Source organism: Clostridium disporicum, from assembly GCF_001405015.1.
GTDB lineage: Bacteria > Bacillota > Clostridia > Clostridiales > Clostridiaceae > Clostridium > Clostridium disporicum_B.
In genome coordinates, this window is the sequence record NZ_CYZX01000005.1 from 147,824 (window position 1) to 171,822 (window position 23,999).

The following is a 23,999-nucleotide window of genomic DNA, read 5'->3' on the forward strand; positions in this document are numbered from 1 at the left end:
TCTTACATTAACAAAATTTTCTTATTTATGCTAGTATTATTTTATTAGTAATAAAAAGTAAATTAATATTTATAAAAAATACTTCCTCCAATAAACTCCCTTAATATTGAATTCTGTGGCACTAAATCATAGTCAATCTCTTTAAAAAATCCTAAAAAAGATTTTAACCTTTTTGCCTCATTATATATAGTATTATCTTCATCTATCTTATTTAATTCCTCTAATGCAGCTTTTTTAAGAACACATAACTCATATACTAAAGTGGAATTAAACATAACATCGGCTTCTTCTTGATAAACAAATATATTTTTTTGCTCACCTCTTTTTATCTTAGGCCACATCTTTAACGTATCTTCAGCTTCATGCCCCCTTGATAAATGATCTCTAACTATTCTTCGTATTCTTCTCACATCTGTAGTTGATATTCTATTATGATTATCTAAATTTAATTGTGTTAATGCAGAAATATAAATCTTAAATTTATACTTATCATCAATTTCAGAAGTTAAAATAGGATTTAATCCATGTATTCCTTCAATTATCACTACCCCATTTTGAGGTAACTTTATTTTATTTCCTATCCATTCTCTCTTTCCTGTTAAAAAATTAAATGTTGGAAGTTCTACTTCATTACCTTTTAAAATTTCTCTTAGTTGTTCATTAAATAATTTTATATCTACAGATTGAATTGTTTCAAAATCATATTCTCCATCTTCATCGATAGGCGTATCTTCTCTATTGACAAAATAATCATCTAAAGATATCGGAATTGGAATAAGTCCATTTACTCTTAATTGTATCGCCAATCTATTGGCAAATGTGGTTTTACCTGAAGAGCTAGGTCCTGCTATTAATACTATTCTAGTATCTCTTCTATTAAATATTTTATCAGCAATTTCTGCTATCTTCTTTTCATGAAGCGCCTCAGAAGTCATTATTAAACTTGCTAAATCTCCATTTATTATTTTTTCATTTAAAGAACCTACTTCTCCTACACCTAAAATATTTAACCATCTTTCTGTTTCCATAAAAATACTTGCTAATTTTTTCTGTTCTTTGAATTTAACTAAAGTATTTATATCTTCCTCTAAGGGATATCTTAAAATAAATCCTGGGTCATAGTACATAACATCAAAGGCTTTAATAACTCCAGTACTTTGTGCCATGTATCCATAGAAATAGTCATATCTTCCATCAAGTTCATATAAACTTACAGATTCAAAATTTACTTGCTCCAATAAAAGCACCTTATCATCCATCCCATAAGATTTAAATATATCTATAGCTTTTTCTCTTTTAACTTTAACCTTATTTATTGGAATATTTTTGTTTACTATTTCTTTCATTCTATTTTTTATTTTATTTATATCTTCTTCATCTAGAGGAGTTATCTTATGAATCTCTCCAAATATTCCTTTATCTATACTGTGTTGTATAACTATCTTTGCATCTTTAAATAAATCTAATGTTGCCTTAATAAAAACATATTGCAACGTCCTTGCATATACCTTCATTCCATCAACACTAGTAAAAGGTATCATAGTTAACTTGCCACAACATGGTACATTTTCACCCAATTCATAATATTTGTTATTTAATTTACATATAGCTATATCCAACACTTTACCATTATAGTATTTACCAACTAAATCTATAAACTTAGTTCCTTCTTTACAGTTTACATATTGTTCTTGCCCTATTTGTATTTTGTATTCATTCATAATATTCCTCCTTCCTCTTTTCTATATCTATAATCTTGCCATTCTATACTTTTATTATATACTTTATGATTTATTATTCTATTAATTTATAATTTTTTTGCTTACTTTAACCATATTTTTTAGAATAAAATACTTCTTTTTACTAATAATACATAAATAGAGGTGGTGATTAAATGTTTATTGTATTAATTAGAACTATCTTTTTATATGCGTTAGTAATACTGGTGATGAGACTAATGGGAAAAAGACAAATTGGAGAACTTCAGCCTTACGAATTTGTAATAACAATAATGATATCAGATTTAGCAGCTTTACCAATGCAAGACACGAGATTACCATTAATCTTAGGAATTATACCTATTGTAACATTACTATTTATTAAGACTGTATTAACTCAGCTTCAATTAAAAAGTCAAGCTGCAAGAAAATTTCTTGAAGGTGAACCAAGTATACTAATTTGTAAAGGTAAGATAAATTTTAAAGCTTTGAAAAGTCAACAGATTAACTTAGACGAACTTATGGAAGAGTTACGATTAGCTGGCTATTTTGATTTAAATGAAATCGAATATGGGATATTAGAGAATAATGGGCAAATGTCTTTTTTAACTTATGACGCTTCCTCAGAATCTAGTTCATCTAAAGAAAACCAATCGCAATCTAGTAGCTCATCTGGTGATTCTAGTCAAAATAGTTCTTCTAAGACAAATTCTTCTAGTTCACCACCTGCTAATAGCGGAACTTCTACTATTAATATTCAAGGAAGTAATAGTCCAAATAAAACTACTAGTAGTTCTTCCAATCAAAGACCTCGTCTTCCAGTTATTTATGTGTTAGATGGCCACGTAAATAAGAATTCTTTAACTACTAGTGGTAAAAATAAATATTGGATAGAGGCTGAATTAAAAAAACATGGAATAAATTCTATAAAGGATGTACTTCTATATATGACAGATACTAATGGTAAAATTATATGCCAACTGTATGATGACTATGAAAAGGGGTGTTTTAAATAAAAAATTCATTAATTTCAATTTCACTTTTCTTAGCCTTAATTATTTTTTTGTTTTATGCTGATTTTAAATTTAAAAGTCTTTGTACTGATATAGTTAACATCTGTGATGAAATGGAAGAGTCAATAAAAACTGATAATGTAGAAGTAAGTTTTGAAAAAGCAATGGATTTATTTGATATGATTCAAGATAGAGGTGCTATAGCCGCTATATACATAAACCATATGGATTATGATGTTATGTTAAATGAAGCTTTAAAGCTTTCAGTATACCTTGAAAATGATGATATAAGCGAAAGTGAAGCTTCTCTTCATTTATTAAAATATAGTACTAAACACATGAAAGAACTACAGGTTCCAAATATTGAGAATATTTTCTAATTTTAAAACTATCAAAAAATATATTTATGCACTACTTAATAGTTTTTATATATAAATATATTCTATTCAAATTGTCACGGTTGTATTAGTTAAATTAATGTTTTAGTTTCATCTACTAGCACAATCAGCCACAATAATAAGCTAGTCCCTCTTCTCACTAATCAGAAGAAAGGCTAGCTTTTTTATTATATACTATTTTCTAAATTAAACTTTTCTAGGTGCTTTTGTTTATAAGCACTTGGGGAACATCCATAATATTTCTTAAATACTGTACTAAAATGATTTGCAGAGGAAAATCCATATTTATCTGCAAGTTCTTGTAAAGGTATACTTTTCGATAATAGTTCTACACTTATTTTTCTCAGCTTATGCTTTTGTATGAAATCCTTAGTAGATACTCCCAAAACAGTTGTAAAACATTTGTATAGATAACTTTGTGATACATTAACATGGCGACAAAGGTCGTCAACTTGTATTTGTTCATGGATATAAGTATCAATATATTTTGCACAATCTTGAATTATAAGTTCTTCATTTGTTGCAGCTACTTCACTGGCTAGACCTAATAAATCACTTGGTTCAGAAGCGTTTAGAGCAGCAAAGATTGTACTATGTAATAGGTTGCTTATATTATAATAAATCCCAGGTTTATTATCTAAAAGCTGTTGATTAAGATTTCCAAGGTTAGCTATAGAACGCTCTGTAATTAACCCCTTGTATATAGCAATATCCTGTAAGTCTAATAACATGGTTAAAAGATTTCTTTTGTCAACAGGAGCCACATCAAAGTGTAAAAAATAAAATTTAAGCTCTTCACCTTGATGACAGGTTGCACGATAAGTTATAAAAGGAGGAAATAATAGAGTATCTCCACTTTTAACCTCATAGTCTACGTTCCCTATAGTCAGGGTACAAGAACCATTAGTTATATATATAAATTTAAAATGTCCAAGAACTTCATTATGCATGGGAACATCTTCATTTTGCTGCCATATTCCAAAAGTAATTAGTTTATATTTAAGAGCTGCTAAATACCTTGATACACGATCTTCTTCAAGCACTGGAAAATAGTTTATTTTTTTATTATTCATAGTTCACCTCATGTATAAAATTAATTCTAATTATATCATTATTTTGGAAAGTTTGGTTATGATTTGTATAAGTTTTAAAACAGAAATGTTATTGTTAAGAAAAATACAATTATGTTATTATGTTAACATATTCAATAAGGGGGAATAATTAAATGATAAAAAAAGCTTTACTACTACTATTATCAGTAGCAATTACTGCTGGTTCGTTTACTGGATGTACAAGCACATCTGGTAATGATGATACGAATCTACAAACACAAGAAATTAAATTTGATGATGAGAAATCTGCAGATCTTGTTATCGTAGGTGCAGGGGCAGCAGGTTTATCTGCAGCTTTAGAGGCTGTTAACAATGGAGCTGAAAAGGTTATTATTCTTGAAGCTACTAATAAAACTGGGGGATCACTAAACTTTACTAGTGGATCAATGTCAGCTGCTGAAACAATCATTCAAGAGGAAGATGGAATTGAAGATACTCTTGAATCGTTTGTAGAAGATATAATGAACACTGGAAGTGACTTTGGTGGAAAACCTAATAGAGAAATGATTGAAATATTTGTTGAAGAAGATAAGGATGCATTCCAATGGCTTTGGGATAATGGATTAAGCGAATATGAGTTTACGAAAGATCAGCAAGGAAATCGTGCAGTTTTTGCTCCTGAGCATGCACTTTACTCTATTCAACGTACTTATAAAGCACAAGCAAAAGATAAAACTAATTATAAATCACCATTACATGAAGTATTAGATGGCCTTCTTAAATCAAACAGCAAAATTGAAGTTGAATACTTAACAAAAGCTACTGATTTAATTGCTAACGACGAAGGTCAAGTACTTAGCGTATGCGGTGAAAATACTCAAACTGGAAAAGTTACTCGTTACAATAGTAAAAAAGGTATTATCGTAGCTACAGGTGGATATTCTGCTAACCATAAACTTATGGCTAAATACGCTACTTATGGTGGAAGCTACATTACTGGAAGTCCAGCAACAGCTGATGGAAATGGTTTATTAATGATGCAAAAAGTTGGTGGAGCTTTACAAGATGATGAAATAATGGGATATATCCCAACGTTCCCTATGGGTCTTGCTAGTAAAGATGATCCAACAACTGGAATTATAGCTTCAACTTACACTTGGAAAACTGGTGGTATAGTTGTAAATAAAGAGGGAGAGCGTTTTGTAAATGAAACAGAAGCTAATCCATCAATAAGAGAAGTTGCCCTTGAAGAGCAACCAGATGCAGTTCAATTTGATATATTCACAGATAAAATATTAGAAGACTTACGTGCTAATAATGCGGCTGGTATGTATGATTTAAGATTTGGTGCTGAAGGTGCTCCAGGAAAACACGCACTTTATGAAGCAGATTCTTTAGAAGAATTAGCTGAAATGATAGAAGTTCCAGTAGAGAAATTACAAGCTACTGTAGACTCATACAACGCTTCAGTTGAAGCTGGTGAAACTGATGAGTTCGGTCGTAGTTATGATGAAAACTTCAACACATTTAAATTAGCTAACAACAAAATAGAAGGTCAAAAGTACTATGCAGTACGTCTTAATGCTTTATGTATAATGACTTTAGGTGGAATTCAAACTAATACAGATTTACAAGTATTAGATGCATCTGGTAGTGCAATTCCTGGTTTATATGCTGCTGGAGAAGTTGTAGGTGGTATCTGGGGTAAATTCGTTTCTGGTGGTACAGGAGTTATGGGACCAGTAGTATTTGGTCGTTTAGCTGCTAGACATGCTATGTCAACTGAACCTGCAACTGGCTACGAAGTTAAACCAGCTGAAAACATGTTAGATGAGGAATTATTTATTAAAGATAAGACTAGCGAAAATGAATTTGATATGAGTAAAGAACTTAAAGATGGAAAATATGAAGTAACAGTTGATGGACAAGAAGGTCCAATGACTGTAAATGTAACAATTGCTGATGGTAAAATATCAGAGGTTGTTGTAGGAGATAACAAAGAAACAGAAGCAGTCGCATCTGGAGCTATCAAAGATATTCCTGCAAAAATAGTTGAAACAAACTCTGTAGATGTGGAAGCAGTATCTGGAGCTACTTTAACTTCAGAGCGTATTAAGAAGGCTGTTGTTCAATGTTTAACTGAGGCTGCAAAGTAATTAAATAGTGTACTCCCTAAATATATAAAAATATAAGGTGGTATCGCAAAATATATTTATCTATTTTGCGATACCACCAATTGTTTTACTCTATTTTTCAATATAATTAATTACATGTTTAATTATCATATTTATGCTTCCATCGCCATTTCTTTGTATTTCAAACTTAGTTGGATCATGGTACGCTTCTTCATCTATGTACAAATCAATTTCTTTATCAATCTTTAATCTTATTCTCTTTAGTTTCTTTTCAACCCACATTTTATCAACTGCAATTTCGTCTTCTAATCCATGTCCTTTAACAAATGTAGCAAACTCCTCTTTTGCTTTAGGCTCTTCTTGGAAAAGCTGATTTGAAATATCGTCTATACTTATTGAATCCTCTTCCTTTAGCTTACTCTTTATAGTAGTTCTTATTCTTTCTGCCTTATCTGCATCCTCTGTTACATTACTTCTAGTCCAAGTTTCCGCAGCCTTTAAGAAAGTTTTTGTCATATCTCTATTATTAGCAACTATTGTGCAACCTAAGAAACTATTTAAAAAATAGTTTGCTCCATATTCATCATCCTCTTTACTCTTCTTCTGTTTATCAATTACCCATAAGTCAAATCTTTGATCATCTCTTATTGGTTTAATAAATGCAGCCTTCTGTATTCTTTGAGAACTACCTGGAAGACCTGCTGCTTGAGGTACTATTCCAATTCCTATTTTATCCCCAACAAAATCAACTTGATGAGTAAAGTTTTTAACATAATCCATCTTTAATATTGCTATTAAAGGTCCTTGGTCCGTTATCAAAAATGCAACTATCAAATCACAAGATGGTATGTTTACATTTCCCTTCATTATTACGAAAAGTTGTCTTGCTAGCTCTCTAGATAAAGTTATCATATCTTTATCTATTCCATTTAAATAATCCTGTACTATTTCTTTTACTATATTTCTTTCTGGATTAAATACAGCTGTCTTTAACTCTTCATCCTTTAAGCATTTCTCAATATGCCTATATAAAAATTTATAAATATCTTCAGTCAACTCTAAATTATACTCATTTAATATAGGTTCATCGCTATTACTATCTAAAATATGTATCACAGCCTCTTGAATATTTATATCATTAATGTATTCCATACCTTACACCTCTTACTATTGTAGTCAAACATATATTATTATAGCTATTATTATAGCATTAGTTTATAATATTTTTAATGACATTTGAAGGGAGTATTTTGAATGAAAGAATTAGAAACAAGAATCGTAGATATTGATGTTGATGATATAAGAAATAAACTGATTTCACTTGGTGGAGAAAAAGTTAAATCTGAAGACCAAGTAAATGAAATATATGATTTTGAAGATGGTAGACTTTTAGCAGCTAAAGGATATGCTAGAATCAGAACAACTGTAGATAGAATCAAAGGAAAAGAAACAGTTTTTATGACTACTAAAAAAATGTTAAGTCAAGATACATTTAAAGTTATGGAAGAAAATGAGGTTATAGTTGATAATAAAGATATGGCTAGAAGAATTTTCACTTCTTTAGGACTTAAACTTCAAGAGTCTATATCCAAATATAGAGAAAGCTATAAAATTAATGATTCACTTGTAGAAATAGATATAAATGATAAAAGCTTCTGTCCTTTTCCTTACCTAGAAATCGAAACAACTTCTGTTGAAAAACTTGAAGAAATAGTTAAGCTATTAGGATATACATTAGAAGATACAACTTCTCAAACTATTTACGATATATTAGCCGAAAGAGGAATACAAGGTAAAACAAAAGGGCGTTAATCGCCCTTTTTACTTATGCAAACTCAAAATTTTTCCCTATTTTACTTCGTAAAAGATTATTTTTAATTTTAGTACAACTAACTTTTCACCTCAGCATAGCTCACCTTTCATCTGCTGTAGGCACCTTTCACCACGATTTTAATCGTCCGAAAGTGGTACTCCATCAGCATCTTCTGTGATTCCAACTCCACAAAGAATTAATATACCTTCTATAAATCCCCAAAGACTTGCTAATCCAAAACTTAAAAATGTTAATATTAATTGAAGTACTCCTATACCTATATATCCTAAGTAAAATCTATGAACTCCGAAAGGTCCAACTAAAACACCTAAAATTCCCGCAACAACTTTAGACTTTTGTTTTTTATTAACATTTGTATTTTGAGCTGTACTGTTGCTATTTGCATTTGAGTTAACTGATGATACTCCTACATCTGTAGAGCTTTTAGTATGATTGCTTGTTTTTCTCTCTATTATTTGCCCACATTTTTCACAGACAGTATCATATTCTTTAACCTCTGCCCCACAGTTACTACATTTTAGTATAGGCTTTTTAACCTTAGCTCCACAATTTGAACAAAAATTGCTATTATCACTAACTACCATTCCACAATTCTCACAATACATAAATACCCTCCTAAAATTTATAAATTTTCTCTTCTCTTTGTGGATTTTATAAATAATTTTTCTAGTCCTTCTTTATTGTCATTCTTAATACATTCTTTTATACGTTCAAGCTCCCTTTGGAAATTTTCTATTGATACAATTAAATTATTCTTATTTCCTAAAAATAGTTCACTCCAAAGTGTCTCATTAATATTAGCTATACGAGTTAATTCTCTATAACTATCACCAATAAAGCTTCCAGTATCTCTACCTTCTATATCGCTATTAATCAATGCCACAGCTAATGCATGTGGAAGTTGACTCGTAAACGCAATCATTTCATCATGATATTCTGGACTTATTTTCTTAACCCTCTTAAAACCCATCTTATATGCTAAATCTTCAATTAAACTTATATTTTTCTCTTTATTTTTTGGAGTTACAGTTATAAGATAATTCGCTCCTTTAAATACAGTATTAGTAGCATAATCTATTCCCTTTTTTTCTCGTCCTGCCATAGGATGTCCAAAAACAAAATCTATATCCTCTGGAAGTATGGCTGTTACTTCCTCTATAAATGGCTCCTTAATCCCTGTTACATCAGTAATAACTAATCCATCTTTAAATAACTTTATATTATTTTGAATAAACTTTTTAACTAAATCAGGATAAACAGCCAAAACTATTAAATCTGCCTTAGGAATAACACTTTCACCTGTAAGGCAACCTTCTTTAATTATTCCTAAAAACTTAGCCTTTTCTAATGTTTCTATGTTATTATCTACCCCATATACTTCAGTATAACCAGCTTCCTTTAATGCCATAGCATATCCTCCGCCAATCACACCAAGTCCTATTATAACAATATTCATAAATAGCCCCCTTTTATTCACTTAACGATTAATAGTTAATACTGTATGAAGAAAGTCAGCTTACGCTGACTTTAAAATTAATTTATAAAAACTTTTGTATAGTATTAGCTATAACTATTTATTCTTATCTTTTAACTATTAACTATATTAAATTCTTTTTCCTTCCATTTCAGCCAACACCTTAATCTTCTTCATAAGTTGGTCAAATGATTCTGGTTTTATAGATTGTTGTCCATCACTTAAAGCACATTGTGGATTATTATGAACTTCTATCATAAGTCCATCTGCACCTGCAGCTATAGCGGCCTTTGCTAATGGTTCTACAAGATACCAGTATCCAGCAGCATGACTTGGGTCAACTATAATTGGTAAATGTGATAATCTCTTTACTACAGGAACTGCACTTAAATCTAAAGTATTTCTTGTATATCCCTCATAAGTTCTTATTCCTCTTTCGCAAAGAATAATATTTTCATTACCACCAGCCATTATGTACTCAGCTGACATTAACCATTCTTCAATGGTTGCTGATAATCCTCTTTTTAATAAAATAGGCTTGTTAGTTTTCCCTAATTGTTTTAAAAGGTCAAAGTTTTGCATATTTCTTGCACCAACTTGAATTACATCTACCTCTCTAACAAAATCATCTATGTAATCTGTTGACATTATTTCTGTAACTATAGGAAGTCCAGTTTCTTTTTTTGCTAACTTTAATAATCTTAATCCTTCAAGTTCCAATCCTTGGAAGCTATACGGTGAAGTTCTTGGCTTAAATGCTCCCCCCCTTAAGAAGTTTGCACCTGAAGCCTTAACTTTTTTAGCAATGTCTATTATTTGTTCTTCACTTTCTACAGAACACGGTCCTGCCATAACTCCTAAATTATTTCCTCCGACTAAAGTATTTTCTACTTTAACTATAGAATCTTCTGGCTTAAATAATCTATTTGCTTTCTTAAATGGATGTTGTACTTTTAATACCTTATCTACTCCATCAAAAGTTAATAACTTATCTGGATCTATATTTGAAGCATCTCCAACTATTCCAATTATGCAATAAGTACTTCCTTGTGATAAATGAACGCTTAACCCCTTACTTTCTAACTCTTTTTTTACAATATCTATATCTGAATCTGTTACATTTGGATTCATTACAACTATCATACTATCACTCCTTTTTATAATGAATAGTTAATAGTTTCATTCTTAACTCTTATTTGTTAATTCTTAACTATTAACTTTTTTTAACGCATCCATTGCTAAGATATACCCAATTTCTCCAAACCCACATATTTGTCCTATGCATGCTGGTGCTGTTACAGATTTATGTCTAAACTCTTCTCTTGCGTGTATATTAGATAGATGAACTTCTACAGTGTTTATATTTACACTTTTTATAGCATCATGTATTGCATAACTATAATGCGTATAAGCTCCTGGGTTTATGATAATACCATCGAAATCTTCATAGTAACATTTATGAATTTGATTTATTATATCCCCTTCTATATTACTTTGATAAAGCTCTACTTCTATATTTCTTTTATTAGCTTCATCTTTTATATAATCACATATATCTTCAAAGCTTCTAGTACCATAAATACCTTTTTCACGAACTCCAACCATGTTTAAATTAGGTCCGTTTATTACCATTACCTTCACTTAAAATCCCGCCTCCTAAATAAAGTGCGAAGCAAACTTCACTGTGAGAAGTCGAATACATCGAGATGCAAAGGCTACTGTTATAGCGATGAAAAGTTAACTTAAGTTAAAGTGAAAAGTACCAATATAAACATTTTTCACTATTGCCATAGGCAATATTTTCACTGTCATGTCAGTGACTTTTTCCTTTTTGACGTAGTCAAACTTTTCACCAAAGTGATTCGCACTTTACTTTAATTCTTCTCAATAACTTCAACAATTCCATATAAAGCCTCTTCTATACTTCCATCATTAACAATCCTATAATCACAATACTTATTATATAAATCATATCTTTCTTCTTTTAGCTTATATAATACTTCTTTTCCATCAGACAGTAAAGGTCTTTTAGATACATCTATATCTTCCAAAATGTTCTCTATTGGTCTATCTATAAAAACTATTATACTATTTTCATCAAATAGCTTCATATTAATATCTTTTTTTATTATTCCTCCACCAGCTGAAATAACAGTATGTTTTAATTTACTTAATCTTCTACAGCTCTCTGTTTCCCAATTTCTAAAATTATCTTCACTTACTTTAAATAAATTAGAAATTGTATCATTTGATATTTCTTCAATATAACTATCCATATCAATAAAGTCATAAGATAATTTTTTAGCTAATATCTTTCCCAACGTTGTCTTACCACAACCCATCATTCCTATTAAAAGAATATTTTTTTTAGTCTTTTCCATAATAACACCCTCAATTACTTAAATTTATCTTGTAAGTCTCGGTATATATTATCTATTATCTCATCATCAATATTAATTTCTTGGAATATCTCCTGAGCTTTTACAGCTTGAGCTACTAACATATAAAGACCATCTAAAGTTATCTTTTCTTTCTCTCTTCCATACTCTAAAAATTTAGTTTCTAATGGATTATATATAAGATCCATTACTACATCATAATTATCAATTATATCCTTTCCTATCGGACATCTATCTTTATTAGGATACATGCCAACAGGCGTAGAGTTAATAATAATATTGCCTTTTATACACTTTAATTCATCATAGCTAATAACTTTCAACCTCTTATCATCCACATTCAAGCTTACATCCTTCGGATTTCTACTAACTAAATATAATTCTTTTATTTCATTATCTAAAATATATGTTAAAGCTGCTTTGCAAGCTCCACCAGTTCCTAAAATTACTGCTATCTTATCTTTAAAAGTAATTTTTTTTCTCTCAAAAGTAGCTCCAAACCCAAAGTAATCTGTATTATATCCATATAGTTTATTATCTTTTAATACTACTGAATTAACAGCCCCAATTCTTTTAGCTTCTTCAGATATAAAATCTAAATATTTCATTATTTCTTGTTTGTAAGGTATAGTAATATTAAATCCTCTTACATTAAAAAGCTTAACTGCTTCAATAAATTCACCTAATTTATCTCTTTCTATTTCAAAAAGCTTATACTCTCCACATTTATCTATACTTTTCAATATAGTACCATGAATTTCAGGTGATAAACTATGACTTAATTTTTCTCCTAATATCCCAAAAAAATCCATAACATTAACTCCTAATTAGCTAAATTTTTTATAATTACCAAGCAACTTAAAATACCCACTATTCTTTTGAATTAATTTCAAAGCATTTTTAACTTCAATACTATTTAAATTCCCCTCAAAATCTACATACAATAAATACTTCCAAGGTGAGTTCTTAATTGGTCTTGATTCAATATTCTTTAAGTTTATGTTATTTTCTGCAAAGTGCTTTAAGAGACTATATAATGTTCCCACTTCATCTTCTAATGAAAAAACAACACTTACTTTATCTGAATTTTCATCAAATTCTAAATTTCTACCTATTATTAAAAATCTAGTCTGATTCTCATATTGGTTATTTATATTATGAGCTAATATTTTAAGCCCATATAGCTTAGCAGCTCTTTCACTTCCTATAGCTGCTTTTGTTATATCATTTAAATCATATACTTTTTTAACACTTGTTGCTGTATTGTAGTAAGGTATACATATCCACTGTTTATTAGTTTTCAAGAATTCACTACTTTGTTGAAAACCTTGTGGATGTGAATAAACTTCCTTTATATTATCTAAAGTAGCTCCTTCTAATCCTATAAGATGTTGATTTATCTTAATACACTCTTCTCCAACTATATAAAAGCCATATTTATTCATAAGGTCATAAACTTCTGTTATAGCACCAGTTGAAGTGTTTTCTACCGGTAAAATTCCATAATCTATTTCATTATTTTTTAAAGCTTCAAATACGTCCTCAAAAGTTTCATAGTGAGATGTTTCTCTATCTTCTCCAAAATACTTTATCATTGCTTCTTCACTGAAGGAGCCTTCTAAACCTTGAAATCCTAACTTACCATCTCTAATTTTTCCATTTGCTTCTGTAGAGCAATTATTACATTCATTAAATCTCCTTTGTTGAAGTGCTCTACTTAACTCCATTAAATGATTAAAATATTTTCTTATTAATGATTCATAGCTTGAATTTTTTAACCTTTTAACATTTTTATGAATTACTTCAGCTTCTCTTCCACCATTAAAGATAGGTAATTTATTATTAATTTTATATTCTGCAACCTTAACAGAGATATCCATTCTCCTTTCAAAAAGCCTAGTCATCTCTTCATCTATCTCATCAATTTCCTTCCTATAATCAGAAAGATCCATAATCTCCACCTCACTTCTATTTATATTTCTCTACATTCATTCCTCTATCTCAATTTCCAACTACAATTATTTTACCTTTTGCGAAGCAAAAGCATCACTATTCAACGGGAATCCATCACCTTTTGCAAATCAAAACCATAATCTTGTCTTAGGTAACTTTTCACCTTTCGCATAGCAAAACTTTTCTCTATTACCAAGGCTAATCTTTTCACCTTTTGCGCAATCGAAACCTTTCACTTTACGATAATAGCTCTAATATTCCTATTGCAGTAACAGCCTCTATCACTGGGATAGCCCTTTGAACTATACAAGGGTCATGCCTTCCTTCAACCTTTAATATTGTATTTTCTTTTGTATTAATATTTACTGTTTTCTGCTCTTTTCCAATAGATGAAGTTGGTTTTATAGCAGTTGTAAATATTATTGGCATACCATTAGTTATTCCCCCTAATATTCCACCGTTATTATTAGTTCTAGTTTTAATTTCTCCATTATCATAATATATCTCATCATTAGCCTCAGAGCCTCTCATATTAGTCAATTCAAATCCTCGTCCAAATTCAACACCTTTTACAGCCGGTACTGAGAATAAAAGATGAGCTAATGTTGATTCTACTGAATCAAAAAATGGATCTCCTACACCTGGATTTATTCCAAATACACCACATTCAATAGTTCCACCTACTGAATCCATATCTTCCTTAGCTTCTAATATTTCTTTTCTCATATTCTCCTTAATACTTTTATCTATTAAAGGTAACTCAAAAGTTTTTAATGCCTCTACAAAATTTAAATCTATATCTGAATCAAGAAAACTCTTATCTTTAATATCCTTTATTGACTTAACATGAGCTGCTACTACTATACCTTTTTCTTTTAATATTTGCTTACATATAGCTCCTGCAAAAACTAAAGGTGCAGTTATTCTTCCTGAAAAATGCCCTCCACCTCTATAATCATTAAAACCATTATATCTAATATTTCCACTATAATCTGCATGACCCGGTCTCATTACATCCTTTAACAGACTATAATCCTTTGATCTTGTATTAGTATTTCTTATAATTGCACAAAGAGGTGTTCCTGTAGTTTTTCCATTAAAATATCCACTCAATATTTCTGGAATATCTTCTTCACTTCTAGCTGTAGATAATGGACTCTTACCTGGAGCTCTTCTTCTCATTTCATAAGCTATATCTTCTAAATTTAGTTCTAACCCACTAGGTAATCCATCAATATTTATTCCTATAGCATTTCCATGGGATTCACCAAATATAGATATCTTTATTTTACTTCCCCACATTCCACTCATCTACTTTACCTCCTAACATTTTATAGTCTTCAAAAAAATTTGGATAAGATTTAGCTATACATTCATAATCCTTTATAATTATAGGATTCTTACATCTAGTAGCAATTATTGCTAATGTCATTGCTATCCTATGATCTTTGTGGCTCCAAACTTCAATACCACCATCTAAACTATCAATACCATCAATAATTAGTCCATCTTCATTTTCTACCACATTTACTCCTAGCTTTGATAATTCGCTATTTACGGCAGCTAATCTATCACACTCTTTAATTCTAAGCCTTCTTGCATTTATTATTTCTGTTCTTCCCTTTGCCAACGCAGCCGTTGCAGCTAGTACTGGTATTATGTCTGGACACTGAGACCCATCTATTATCGTTGAATTAATTTCATTCTTAACTTTACTTCTAATACCATTTTCAGAATTGATAAATTCAACACCCATTCTCTCTAATATATCTACTACTTCTTTATCTCCTTGAAGAGATTTAAGAGATAAATCTTTTACTTCAATATCATTCCCTAAGGCATTTGCACACAAGAAGAACGCTCCTTGAGAATAATCACCTTCAACTCTATAATCTCTAGACGTATACTTTTGATTTCCTTTTATAATAAATTCTCTATAATCATTGTTAATTATATCAATCCCAAATTCTTTCATAGCTGATAATGTTAAATCAATATATCCTTTAGATTCCATCTCTGTAGTTATTACTATTTTTGAATCTTCCTTTAATAATGGAAGTGTAAAAAGTAATCCAGTAATAAATTGAGAACTTACATTACCTTCAACATAAAACTTTCCACCCTTTAAATTTCCTTCTATATCTAGATTAAGCTTTTCATTTTCATAAGAATATTTAATGCCTTGCTTATCAAATATTTCATAATAAGTCTTTAAAGGTCTTTTTCCTAAATTACCTCTTCCTACGAATTTACTTTTACCAGGGATTAACAATGATATTGGAACCAAAAATCTTAAAGTAGACCCTGATTCATTACAATCGATAATTCTCTCTTCATTTCTATTTAATGAAGATGAATATATGCCTTCTACCTCTAAACTGTCACCTTTTTTAATAATATTAGCACCTAAAGCTTTCATCCCTTCAATAGTTGCAATTATATCATCAGAATAATCTATATTATCAATTTTACTTTTTCCATCACTAAGACTTGCACAAATTATCGCTCTATGTGCCATACTCTTAGAAGGAGGTACTTTTATACTTCCTTCTAATTTTGATGGATATACTTTTAAATCTGCCATAGTATCTCACCTTTACTTTTTGAAAAACTCATTTGTAGTTTTATAAATTTCAGATTTTCCTATTTCCTTTAAAATAATTAAATTCAACTTTTTACCTAATTTCTTTTTATCTAAATTCATAGTCTCTAAAATATTTTCTATATCAATGTCCATATTATATGGAAGGTCATATTTTTCTAAAATACTTCTTATTTTCGTACTTGTACCTACCTGTGTAAGACCATACTTTTCACTTATAAGAGAAATATTATACATTCCTATAGCCACAGCTTCTCCATGAGTATATTTAGAGTAATTATAATATTGCTCTATTGCATGACCTATAGTATGACCAAAATTTAATAACATTCTTTCTCCTGTATCTCTCTCATCTTTTTCCACAACTTCCCTTTTTATATCACAACATCTGTGGATAATACTCCCAATATTGTTGATTAATTCAATATAGTTAGGGATATTTTCAAGGTACTTAAATAATTCTTCATCTTTTATACATCCGTACTTAATAACTTCAGCCATTCCATCAATTAAGAATCTCTTATCTAAAGTCTTTAATACTAATGGATCTATTAGTACTGACTTAGGATGATAGAAGCTACCTACAAGATTTTTTCCTTTTTCTAAATCAACTGCAACTTTCCCTCCAACACTACTATCAACCTGAGCTAAAAGTGATGTTGGTATTTGGACAAAGCTAACACCTCTAAGATAAGTTGATGCAACAAACCCTCCAAGGTCTCCAATTACTCCACCACCTAAAGTAATTATCAAATCACTTCTAGTAAGATTAAATTCTAATAATGAATTATAAACCTCTGGTAAGGTAAAGAAGCTCTTACTTTCTTCACCAGCAGGTAATACATGTTTTTTAACTTCATAACCTACTTCTTCTAGTTTTGAATAAATAATATCTCCATAATACTTATTAACGTTATTATCAGTTAATATAAATATCTTATTGCCATTAAAGACCTTCTTTATCTCAACATCAACTCTATCTAATAATCCATCTTCTATTATAATAGGATAGCTTCTTTCCCCTAAATCAACAACTAAATCCATTTTTACTCCTCCTAAATTTCGCGACCAACTGCCTCTGCTATTACTCTTAAATCATTCATAATATTTCTGAATAATTCCGGTTTAATTGATTGTTGTCCATCACACCATGCTTTTTGTGGGTCATTGTGTACTTCTATTATAAGTCCATCTGCACCTACTGCAACTGCAGCTTTTGCTAAAGGCTCAACCATCCACCACTTTCCTGCAGCATGGCTTGGATCTACTATTACCGGTAAATGGCTTAACTTTTTAATTGCAGGTATCGCACTTAAATCTAAAGTGTTTCTAGTATAAGTTTCAAATGTTCTTATTCCTCTTTCACAAAGAATTACATTCTCATTACCACCTGCCATTATATATTCAGCACTCATAAGTAATTCTTCTATGGTAGCTGATAAACCTCTCTTTAAAAGTATTGGTTTATTTATTTTACCAAGTTCTTTTAAAAGGTCAAAGTTTTGCATATTTCTCGCTCCAACTTGAATTACATCTACATTCTCAGCAAATATATCTATATCATATGGTGACATTATCTCTGTCACTATAGGTAATCCTGTTTGTTTTCTAGCTATCTTTAATAGTTCCAATCCATCATATTTTAACCCTTGGAAACTATAAGGTGAAGTCCTTGGCTTGAAGGCTCCCCCTCTTAAGAAACTTGCCCCATATTTCTTAACATCTTCTGCAACAGTTAATATTTGTTCTTCAGTTTCAACAGAACAAGGTCCCGCAATAATAGAAATCTTTCTTCCACCAATAGTATTTCCATTTACATCTATAATACTATCTTCTGGATGAAACATTCTATTTGCTTTCTTAAAAGGCTCTTGAACATGCATTACTCTCTCTACATAAGGATTAGCTTCAATATAACATGGATCTATTTTACTTGTATCTCCTACTAATCCTAAAATAATAAGCTCTGTTCCAATTACAGGATTAACTGTAACCCCTTTTGACTCTAAGTCCTTAGTTAATTTATTAATCTCCTCTGTACTTGTTTTTGGTTTTAAAATTACAACCATTTAAATTGCCCCCTTTTATTTAGTCAATAATTAAATGAAACACACTACTCGCATTCACTCGTAAGTATGCTATAAGCTTTCCAAATTGAAAATTTACTATTTAAATGAAACTCGTTACTAACATACGTTCGTAGGAGTATTTTAAACTAGCCAAATTACATGTGCGCCCTCTGGGTGAAATTTGGATTTTAAATGAAACACACTACTCGCATTCACTCGTAGGTGTGCTATAAGCTTTCCAAATTGAAAATTTACTATTTAAATGAAACTCGCTACTCACATACGTTCGTAGGAGTATTTTAAACTAGCCAAATTTAAATTTGGAGTTTAAATATAAAAAGAGAACTCTTAATGAGTTCTCTTTGATATAACAAAATTATTAACACTTATTTATATAACATTATAAAAATGTGTACTATTATTATACTCCCATTAAGATAGAATTATATTTATTTTTGCAAAAGAAATAGCCAGCGCTAAAATAAAAGCCCCAGAACATAAAAAAGTAAAAATAGCTATATAATTTTGCAAATAATTCTTTTCTTAATCCTTTCATAATAATACCTCGTATAATGTTTTATTTTTCTCTTGTGTTAATTATACCAATTTTAACCATATTGTCAACATGCATTTTATAAGATAGGCGCAATTAGCCTTATTAATGACTCTTTAATTCTAAGGGCTCTACTTCTATTATCGTACTCTTTCTTTGTGACAAGCTTACACTTTTTTTGATCTTTATAAAAAATATTTTCTTGTTCTTTTGATATTTTCTCATTATACATAATAGCATTTACTTCAAAGTTTAATTTAAAGCTTCTTATATCTAGATTAGCTGTCCCAATACTACATACTTTTCCATCTGATACTATAGTTTTTGCATGTATAAAGCCTTTTTGATATCTATAAAATTTAATTCCGTAATCAAGTAATAGTCCAATATTAGCACTTAACATCCATTCCATAAAAAAGTGATCTGGCTTTCCAGGAACCATTATCCTTACATCAACTCCTGATAATGCTGATATCTTTAATGCTTCTATAACAGGTCCATCTGGAACTAGATATGGTGTTTGAATATATACATATTCTTTGGCATCATTAATAATTTTCATATATGCATTCTTAATATACTCTTCCATATGGTCTGGTCCAGAAGATACTATTTGCATACCTACATCTCCATAAATCTTATGCTCTGGGAAAAACTCCGTCATATCATTTATATTTTCCTCTGCAGCATAATCCCAATCCAAGATAAATCTCTTATTTAATTCATTTACAGCCTCACCTTGAACCCTTATATGAGTATCTCTCCAGAACTCAAACTGCTTTCCTCTATTTACATATTCGTTTCCTACATTAAATCCACCAACATAACCTATATCTCCATCTATTACAACTATTTTTCTATGGTTTCTATAATTTATACGGGTATTTATATGAGGTAATATTCCTGGGAAAAATACTGAAAATTTGATTCCTATGCTTTCAATATATCTTATTTCTTTCTTTTTAAGACTTTTAGAGCCCATTCCATCTACTAATAATCTTACTTCTACACCTTCTTCAATTTTTAACTTAAGCTCATTTATCAAAGCTTTTCCTAAATCATCAAATCTAAAGATATAGTACTCTATATGTATAAATTTTTTAGCACCTCTTATATCATTAAATAGATCTCTAAACTTATCCTCTCCATTTATATAAGTTTTGACATCATTTCCATTAGTAAATATTGACCCTGAATGATTATAATTCATAAGTATTAAGCTCTTATAATTATCTATAAACTTTTTATCATCCTTTTTAGATAATTCATGTTTCTCTTTTACTGCTTTAGTCTTAACTTTATCTATTATCTTTTTTTCCCTAAACAATTTTTGTCTACTTAGATTTTGGCCAAACATTAAATATATTATAAACCCTATACCTGGTAATATTAATAATATCAATAACCATGCCCATGTAGTATCAGGCTCTTTCCTCTCAATAAATATTAACGAGAACACTAATACCATATTTATAAAAAATATTAATGCTGCTAAAAATATATACGCTCCCAATATTTCACCAACTTCCCTTATTATATTTATATACAATTAATATTATATACTATATTAATCTTTGCTAATACAAAGGCTAATTCTTTAATTTTTATAAAATATTTTTACTATTATTTAATGCCTCTTACAAATATACTGATACTATTTCTTATTTGTGCAACTAAATCATACTGACCCTGGAACTTACACCAATCAAAAACTATTCCTCTAATATTTATTAATATCATATTTGAAATTTCTTCTGTACTAAAGTCAGTATTAATTTGTTCTTTTTCTTTAGCCCTTTTTATTATGTTAAATATAATCCTATTTATATCTCTTTCTATAGATCTATAAATCTGATCAGATTCAGTATTAATTGCTGCTCCAAATATTTGTTTTGCTACACTTAACCCACTATCAGCTACGAATCTACCATACTCTTCTGAAAATGTAATTATATTTTTTAGTTCATCTTCATCACTTAATTTTTCTATCTCAATCTCGCTTAAATACTCATCAACACTTGTATATAATTGAATTATTATATCTCCTTTATCATTAAAATAGTGATAAAAAGTTCCTATAGAAATATTAGCTGCCTTGCATATACCTCTTACCGTTACATTTTCAAATCCTATTTCATCCATAATGCTCTTTGTAGCCTCAATTATTTGTTTTCTTTTTTCTATTTGCTTCCTAGTGCATTTGCTCATATCTATACTCCTGAAATACTCTTGCATTCTATTTAATATTTTATACTATTTTATCATAAGGTACCTATAATCACCACTTTACTTTATCTATTCAGTTAAATAAATTAGGCCATAGAAGAAAGCTTCTATGGCCTATATAATAATAATCACTTTAGGGGATTAACTATTATTTGCTTATATTCTTATTTGTTTGCTTTAGCTGCATTTTCACCTGCAATTCTTCCAAATACAGTTATATCTGCAAGAGCATTTCCACCTAATCTATTTGATCCGTGGATTCCTCCTGTTACTTCTCCAGCTGCGAATAATCCTGAAATAACTTCTCCATTAGTATTTACAACTTCAGCATTAGTGTTTATCTTAACTCCACCCATTGTATGGTGAACTGTTGGCTTTCTAGCTGCTGCATAGAATGGCGCTGTATCTATTTTATTCGCAAATAAAGTTCTTCCAAACTCATCTTCTGCTCCATCAACAGCTTCATTAAATTTATTAACAGCATTTATAAAGTTATCTTTATCTACACCCATCATTTCAGCTAATTCTTCTAAAGTATCAGCTTTATAAGCTCTTCCTGCTTCAACTAACTCATCTATAGTTTCGTTAAAGTTATTTTTTGTATCTCCTGTTGGATATGAGTGTTGGTCAACAACTATCCACATAAAGTCATCAGTTTGCTCAAATAAAGCTTTAGTCATAACGTCTCTACGTTCACCTTCATCAACAAATCTATTACCTTCTTTGTTAATAAATATACGATCTTCAACGCCTTGCTCTATATTACCAGTAAGACTTCCTGTTTCAGGATCACCCATTGGTAATAATTGAATTTTATCCATACCTACTAATTCAGCACCTATAGCTTCAGCCATAACAACACCATCTCCAGTAGCTCCTGGATGATTAGTAGTACCTATTGATTCATCTAAAGTTCCCCAGATACCATCATATTCTTGTCTCATCTCAACATTAGCACCAAATCCACCAGTAGCTAATATTACACCGTTATTTGCTTTTATAGTTACTTTATTTCCTTTAGAACCTTCAGCTATAACTCCAACTACTTTTCCATCTTCTACGATAAGTTCAGTAGCTTTTGTTTCTAGCATAACTTCTACATTATTTTCTTCTAAATATGGCATATATGCTTGTTCAAAATATCCTGTACCTAAAGGTAAAACTGGTTTATGAGCTCTTGGCCATAATCCACCTAAAACAGTGAATACCTCATCCTTAAATTGCATTCCTAAACTTTCAAGCCACTCAATTCCTGAGTAAGCATTTTCAGTAAGTGTCTTTACTAATTCTGGATTTCCTAAATTGTCTCCACCCTCTAAAGTTTGCTCATAATGCTTTTCAACTGAGTCCTCTATTCCTTGTGCTTTTTGTCTCACTGGGTCAACAGCATTGTAAGCAGTACCAGATATCATAGTATTACCACCAACTTTACCCATCTTTTCAATTATTAACACTTCAGCTCCATTTTGGTGCGCTGTAACTGCAGCAGCCATCCCTGCTCCCCCTGCACCGATTACAAGAACGTCAGTAGTTTTTTCGATATCTTCAACTGCGACAGCATTTCCTTCTGCTCTCTTATTTAAAGCATCTATATCTACTCCTGATTGCTTAAGAGCTTCTGTTACAGCTGTTATTATAGCCATACTTGAAACAGTTGCCCCTGAAACGCTATCTACATTTATACTTTGTGTCTCAATTATTTCATTTGGAACTTTCTCAAACGCTGGGTCTGATATTCCAGGAGATTCATTATGTTCTAAAATATTTATCTCCTTAATAGATGTTTCATCGACAGTAACAGATAATTTTAAATCTGCATTATGCCCTTTCGCTGTTGCTTCATAAGTACCAGCTTTAAAAGTAATAGCTGAATCTTCTGAAGTTGATTTTTGTCCACAGCCAACTAAACCTGTGGCAATAGTTAAAGTCATTAGTGCACTAATAATAACAGTGCTTAATTTTTTTCTTTTCACTTGTAATTCCCCCCTCAAATATAGAACACGTTCTAAAACCAGTTCGAAATTATTGTATTATATTTAACAATTTTAGTCAACTATTTTTTCTATTAAATCCATTTTTTTCTTTTTTATTTGATTTAAATATATAAAATCCACATTTATGTACATTACGAAACACTTAATTAAGTTAGTTAATAATCAAACTTTTCCTTTTAAAACATTAGATATAAACAAAAAAAACCAGAAGAATTAATATCTTCTGGTTTTTATTTCATATTTTTATGATAGGTTTTGTTTTTTATTAGATTTTTCTTTTTATTATCCGAAGTATCTGTTTAATAATCCTTCGAAAGCTTTTCCGTGTCTAGCTTCATCTTTAGCCATTTCATGAACTGTGTCATGGATAGCATCTAAGTTAGCCATCTTAGCTCTCTTAGCTAAATCGAATTTACCTTCAGTTGCTCCATTTTCTGCTGCTATTCTTAATTCTAAGTTCTTCTTAGTTGAGCTTGTAACAACTTCTCCTAATAATTCAGCAAACTTAGCTGCGTGTTCTGCTTCTTCATAAGCTGCTTTTTCCCAGTAAAGACCGATTTCTGGGTAACCTTCTCTATG

At 30.2% G+C, this 23,999-nt stretch carries 22 protein-coding genes; 4 read left to right on the top strand and 18 right to left on the bottom strand.

The features are described from left to right. Positions 1-62: 62 nt before the first annotated feature. Entirely contained in the window at positions 63-1,721 is a 1,659-nt protein-coding gene (locus ARA56_RS04855) for a nucleoside kinase (RefSeq protein WP_055264531.1), read from the bottom strand. 173 nt (positions 1,722-1,894) lie between these two features. Between ARA56_RS04855 and ARA56_RS16385 the strand changes: the two genes are divergently transcribed. Next, complete coding sequence (locus tag ARA56_RS16385; protein ID WP_055264532.1) at positions 1,895-2,734, top strand: YetF domain-containing protein; 840 nt, start codon at positions 1,895-1,897, stop codon at positions 2,732-2,734. Between the two features lie 47 nt (positions 2,735-2,781). Then, positions 2,782-3,111, top strand: a complete 330-nt coding sequence (locus ARA56_RS04865; RefSeq protein ID WP_172675742.1) for a DUF4363 family protein — start codon at positions 2,782-2,784, stop codon at positions 3,109-3,111. 185 nt (positions 3,112-3,296) lie between these two features. On the opposite strand, the gene ARA56_RS04870 is transcribed toward ARA56_RS04865, so the two are convergent. Then, positions 3,297-4,202: a helix-turn-helix domain-containing protein gene (locus ARA56_RS04870; RefSeq protein WP_055264534.1), complete on the bottom strand. Its 906-nt coding sequence runs from the start codon at positions 4,200-4,202 to the stop codon at positions 3,297-3,299. Positions 4,203-4,354: 152 nt separating this feature from the next. On the opposite strand from ARA56_RS04870, the gene ARA56_RS04875 reads away from it, so the two are divergent. Next, complete coding sequence (locus tag ARA56_RS04875; protein ID WP_148315742.1) at positions 4,355-6,337, top strand: FAD-dependent oxidoreductase; 1,983 nt, start codon at positions 4,355-4,357, stop codon at positions 6,335-6,337. A gap of 90 nt (positions 6,338-6,427) precedes the next feature. Here the strand turns inward: ARA56_RS04875 and ARA56_RS04880 are convergent, their stop codons facing one another. After that, positions 6,428-7,468, bottom strand: a complete 1,041-nt coding sequence (locus ARA56_RS04880) for a nucleoid-associated protein (protein WP_055264535.1) — start codon at positions 7,466-7,468, stop codon at positions 6,428-6,430. A 102-nt stretch (positions 7,469-7,570) separates the two neighbouring features. Between ARA56_RS04880 and ARA56_RS04885 the strand changes: the two genes are divergently transcribed. After that, positions 7,571-8,128: a class IV adenylate cyclase gene (locus tag ARA56_RS04885; protein ID WP_055264536.1), complete on the top strand. Its 558-nt coding sequence runs from the start codon at positions 7,571-7,573 to the stop codon at positions 8,126-8,128. 138 nt (positions 8,129-8,266) lie between these two features. Here the strand turns inward: ARA56_RS04885 and ARA56_RS04890 are convergent, their stop codons facing one another. The 15 genes from ARA56_RS04890 to ARA56_RS04960 all read right to left on the bottom strand — a co-directional run. Further along, on the bottom strand, positions 8,267-8,755 hold the full coding sequence (locus ARA56_RS04890) for a TM2 domain-containing protein (RefSeq protein ID WP_055264537.1): 489 nt from the start codon (positions 8,753-8,755) through the stop codon (positions 8,267-8,269). 17 nt (positions 8,756-8,772) lie between these two features. Next, positions 8,773-9,606: a prephenate dehydrogenase gene (locus ARA56_RS04895; protein WP_055264538.1), complete on the bottom strand. Its 834-nt coding sequence runs from the start codon at positions 9,604-9,606 to the stop codon at positions 8,773-8,775. A gap of 147 nt (positions 9,607-9,753) precedes the next feature. Next, positions 9,754-10,767, bottom strand: a complete 1,014-nt coding sequence (aroF, locus tag ARA56_RS04900; protein WP_055264539.1) for a 3-deoxy-7-phosphoheptulonate synthase — start codon at positions 10,765-10,767, stop codon at positions 9,754-9,756. Positions 10,768-10,830: 63 nt separating this feature from the next. Then, positions 10,831-11,265 (bottom strand): type II 3-dehydroquinate dehydratase, encoded by a 435-nt coding sequence (aroQ, locus tag ARA56_RS04905; protein WP_055264540.1) that lies wholly within the window; start codon positions 11,263-11,265, stop codon positions 10,831-10,833. Between the two features lie 233 nt (positions 11,266-11,498). Then, positions 11,499-12,005, bottom strand: coding sequence for a shikimate kinase (locus ARA56_RS04910; RefSeq protein WP_055264541.1), 507 nt, complete (start codon positions 12,003-12,005; stop codon positions 11,499-11,501). Positions 12,006-12,019: 14 nt separating this feature from the next. Next, positions 12,020-12,835, bottom strand: a complete 816-nt coding sequence (gene aroE / locus ARA56_RS04915; protein WP_055264542.1) for a shikimate dehydrogenase — start codon at positions 12,833-12,835, stop codon at positions 12,020-12,022. A gap of 15 nt (positions 12,836-12,850) precedes the next feature. Beyond that, the gene (locus ARA56_RS04920) at positions 12,851-13,978 is read right to left on the bottom strand and encodes a chorismate mutase (RefSeq protein WP_055264554.1); all 1,128 of its coding nucleotides are present in this window, start codon (positions 13,976-13,978) and stop codon (positions 12,851-12,853) included. Between the two features lie 235 nt (positions 13,979-14,213). Next, entirely contained in the window at positions 14,214-15,287 is a 1,074-nt protein-coding gene (aroC, locus tag ARA56_RS04925) for a chorismate synthase (RefSeq protein ID WP_055264543.1), read from the bottom strand. After that, entirely contained in the window at positions 15,265-16,560 is a 1,296-nt protein-coding gene (gene aroA, locus ARA56_RS04930) for a 3-phosphoshikimate 1-carboxyvinyltransferase (protein WP_055264544.1), read from the bottom strand. The genes aroC and aroA overlap by 23 nt, the downstream gene beginning before the upstream one ends. A gap of 12 nt (positions 16,561-16,572) precedes the next feature. Beyond that, positions 16,573-17,622 (bottom strand): 3-dehydroquinate synthase, encoded by a 1,050-nt coding sequence (gene aroB / locus ARA56_RS04935; protein ID WP_055264545.1) that lies wholly within the window; start codon positions 17,620-17,622, stop codon positions 16,573-16,575. An 11-nt stretch (positions 17,623-17,633) separates the two neighbouring features. Beyond that, a complete protein-coding gene (gene aroF, locus ARA56_RS04940) occupies positions 17,634-18,647 on the bottom strand; it encodes a 3-deoxy-7-phosphoheptulonate synthase (protein WP_055264546.1) in 1,014 nt (337 codons plus the stop codon). A gap of 632 nt (positions 18,648-19,279) precedes the next feature. After that, on the bottom strand, positions 19,280-20,713 hold the full coding sequence (cls, locus tag ARA56_RS04945; RefSeq protein ID WP_084758958.1) for a cardiolipin synthase: 1,434 nt from the start codon (positions 20,711-20,713) through the stop codon (positions 19,280-19,282). A 110-nt stretch (positions 20,714-20,823) separates the two neighbouring features. Next, positions 20,824-21,408: a TetR/AcrR family transcriptional regulator gene (locus ARA56_RS04950; RefSeq protein ID WP_055264547.1), complete on the bottom strand. Its 585-nt coding sequence runs from the start codon at positions 21,406-21,408 to the stop codon at positions 20,824-20,826. A 182-nt stretch (positions 21,409-21,590) separates the two neighbouring features. Continuing rightward, positions 21,591-23,399 (bottom strand): flavocytochrome c, encoded by a 1,809-nt coding sequence (locus tag ARA56_RS04955; RefSeq protein ID WP_242855878.1) that lies wholly within the window; start codon positions 23,397-23,399, stop codon positions 21,591-21,593. A 303-nt stretch (positions 23,400-23,702) separates the two neighbouring features. Continuing rightward, positions 23,703-23,999, bottom strand: a 297-nt coding sequence (locus ARA56_RS04960; RefSeq protein ID WP_341380049.1) for a ferritin family protein, incomplete at its 5' end; no start/stop codon positions are given.

Excerpts from the sequence above, each read along its gene's own strand:
- ARA56_RS04855 (WP_055264531.1), bottom strand. The coding sequence starts at position 1,721 with ATGAATGAATACAAAATACAAATAGGGCAAGAACAATATGTAAACTGT.
- ARA56_RS16385 (WP_055264532.1), top strand. The coding sequence starts at position 1,895 with ATGTTTATTGTATTAATTAGAACTATCTTTTTATATGCGTTAGTAATA.
- ARA56_RS04870 (WP_055264534.1), bottom strand. The coding sequence starts at position 4,202 with ATGAATAATAAAAAAATAAACTATTTTCCAGTGCTTGAAGAAGATCGT.
- ARA56_RS04875 (WP_148315742.1), top strand. The coding sequence starts at position 4,355 with ATGATAAAAAAAGCTTTACTACTACTATTATCAGTAGCAATTACTGCT.
- ARA56_RS04880 (WP_055264535.1), bottom strand. The coding sequence starts at position 7,468 with ATGGAATACATTAATGATATAAATATTCAAGAGGCTGTGATACATATT.
- ARA56_RS04885 (WP_055264536.1), top strand. The coding sequence starts at position 7,571 with ATGAAAGAATTAGAAACAAGAATCGTAGATATTGATGTTGATGATATA.
- ARA56_RS04890 (WP_055264537.1), bottom strand. The coding sequence starts at position 8,755 with ATGTATTGTGAGAATTGTGGAATGGTAGTTAGTGATAATAGCAATTTT.
- ARA56_RS04895 (WP_055264538.1), bottom strand. The coding sequence starts at position 9,606 with ATGAATATTGTTATAATAGGACTTGGTGTGATTGGCGGAGGATATGCT.
- aroF (WP_055264539.1), bottom strand. The coding sequence starts at position 10,767 with ATGATAGTTGTAATGAATCCAAATGTAACAGATTCAGATATAGATATT.
- ARA56_RS04910 (WP_055264541.1), bottom strand. The coding sequence starts at position 12,005 with ATGGAAAAGACTAAAAAAAATATTCTTTTAATAGGAATGATGGGTTGT.
- aroE (WP_055264542.1), bottom strand. The coding sequence starts at position 12,835 with ATGGATTTTTTTGGGATATTAGGAGAAAAATTAAGTCATAGTTTATCA.
- aroC (WP_055264543.1), bottom strand. The coding sequence starts at position 15,287 with ATGAGTGGAATGTGGGGAAGTAAAATAAAGATATCTATATTTGGTGAA.
- aroA (WP_055264544.1), bottom strand. The coding sequence starts at position 16,560 with ATGGCAGATTTAAAAGTATATCCATCAAAATTAGAAGGAAGTATAAAA.
- aroB (WP_055264545.1), bottom strand. The coding sequence starts at position 17,622 with ATGGATTTAGTTGTTGATTTAGGGGAAAGAAGCTATCCTATTATAATA.
- aroF (WP_055264546.1), bottom strand. The coding sequence starts at position 18,647 with ATGGTTGTAATTTTAAAACCAAAAACAAGTACAGAGGAGATTAATAAA.
- ARA56_RS04950 (WP_055264547.1), bottom strand. The coding sequence starts at position 21,408 with ATGAGCAAATGCACTAGGAAGCAAATAGAAAAAAGAAAACAAATAATT.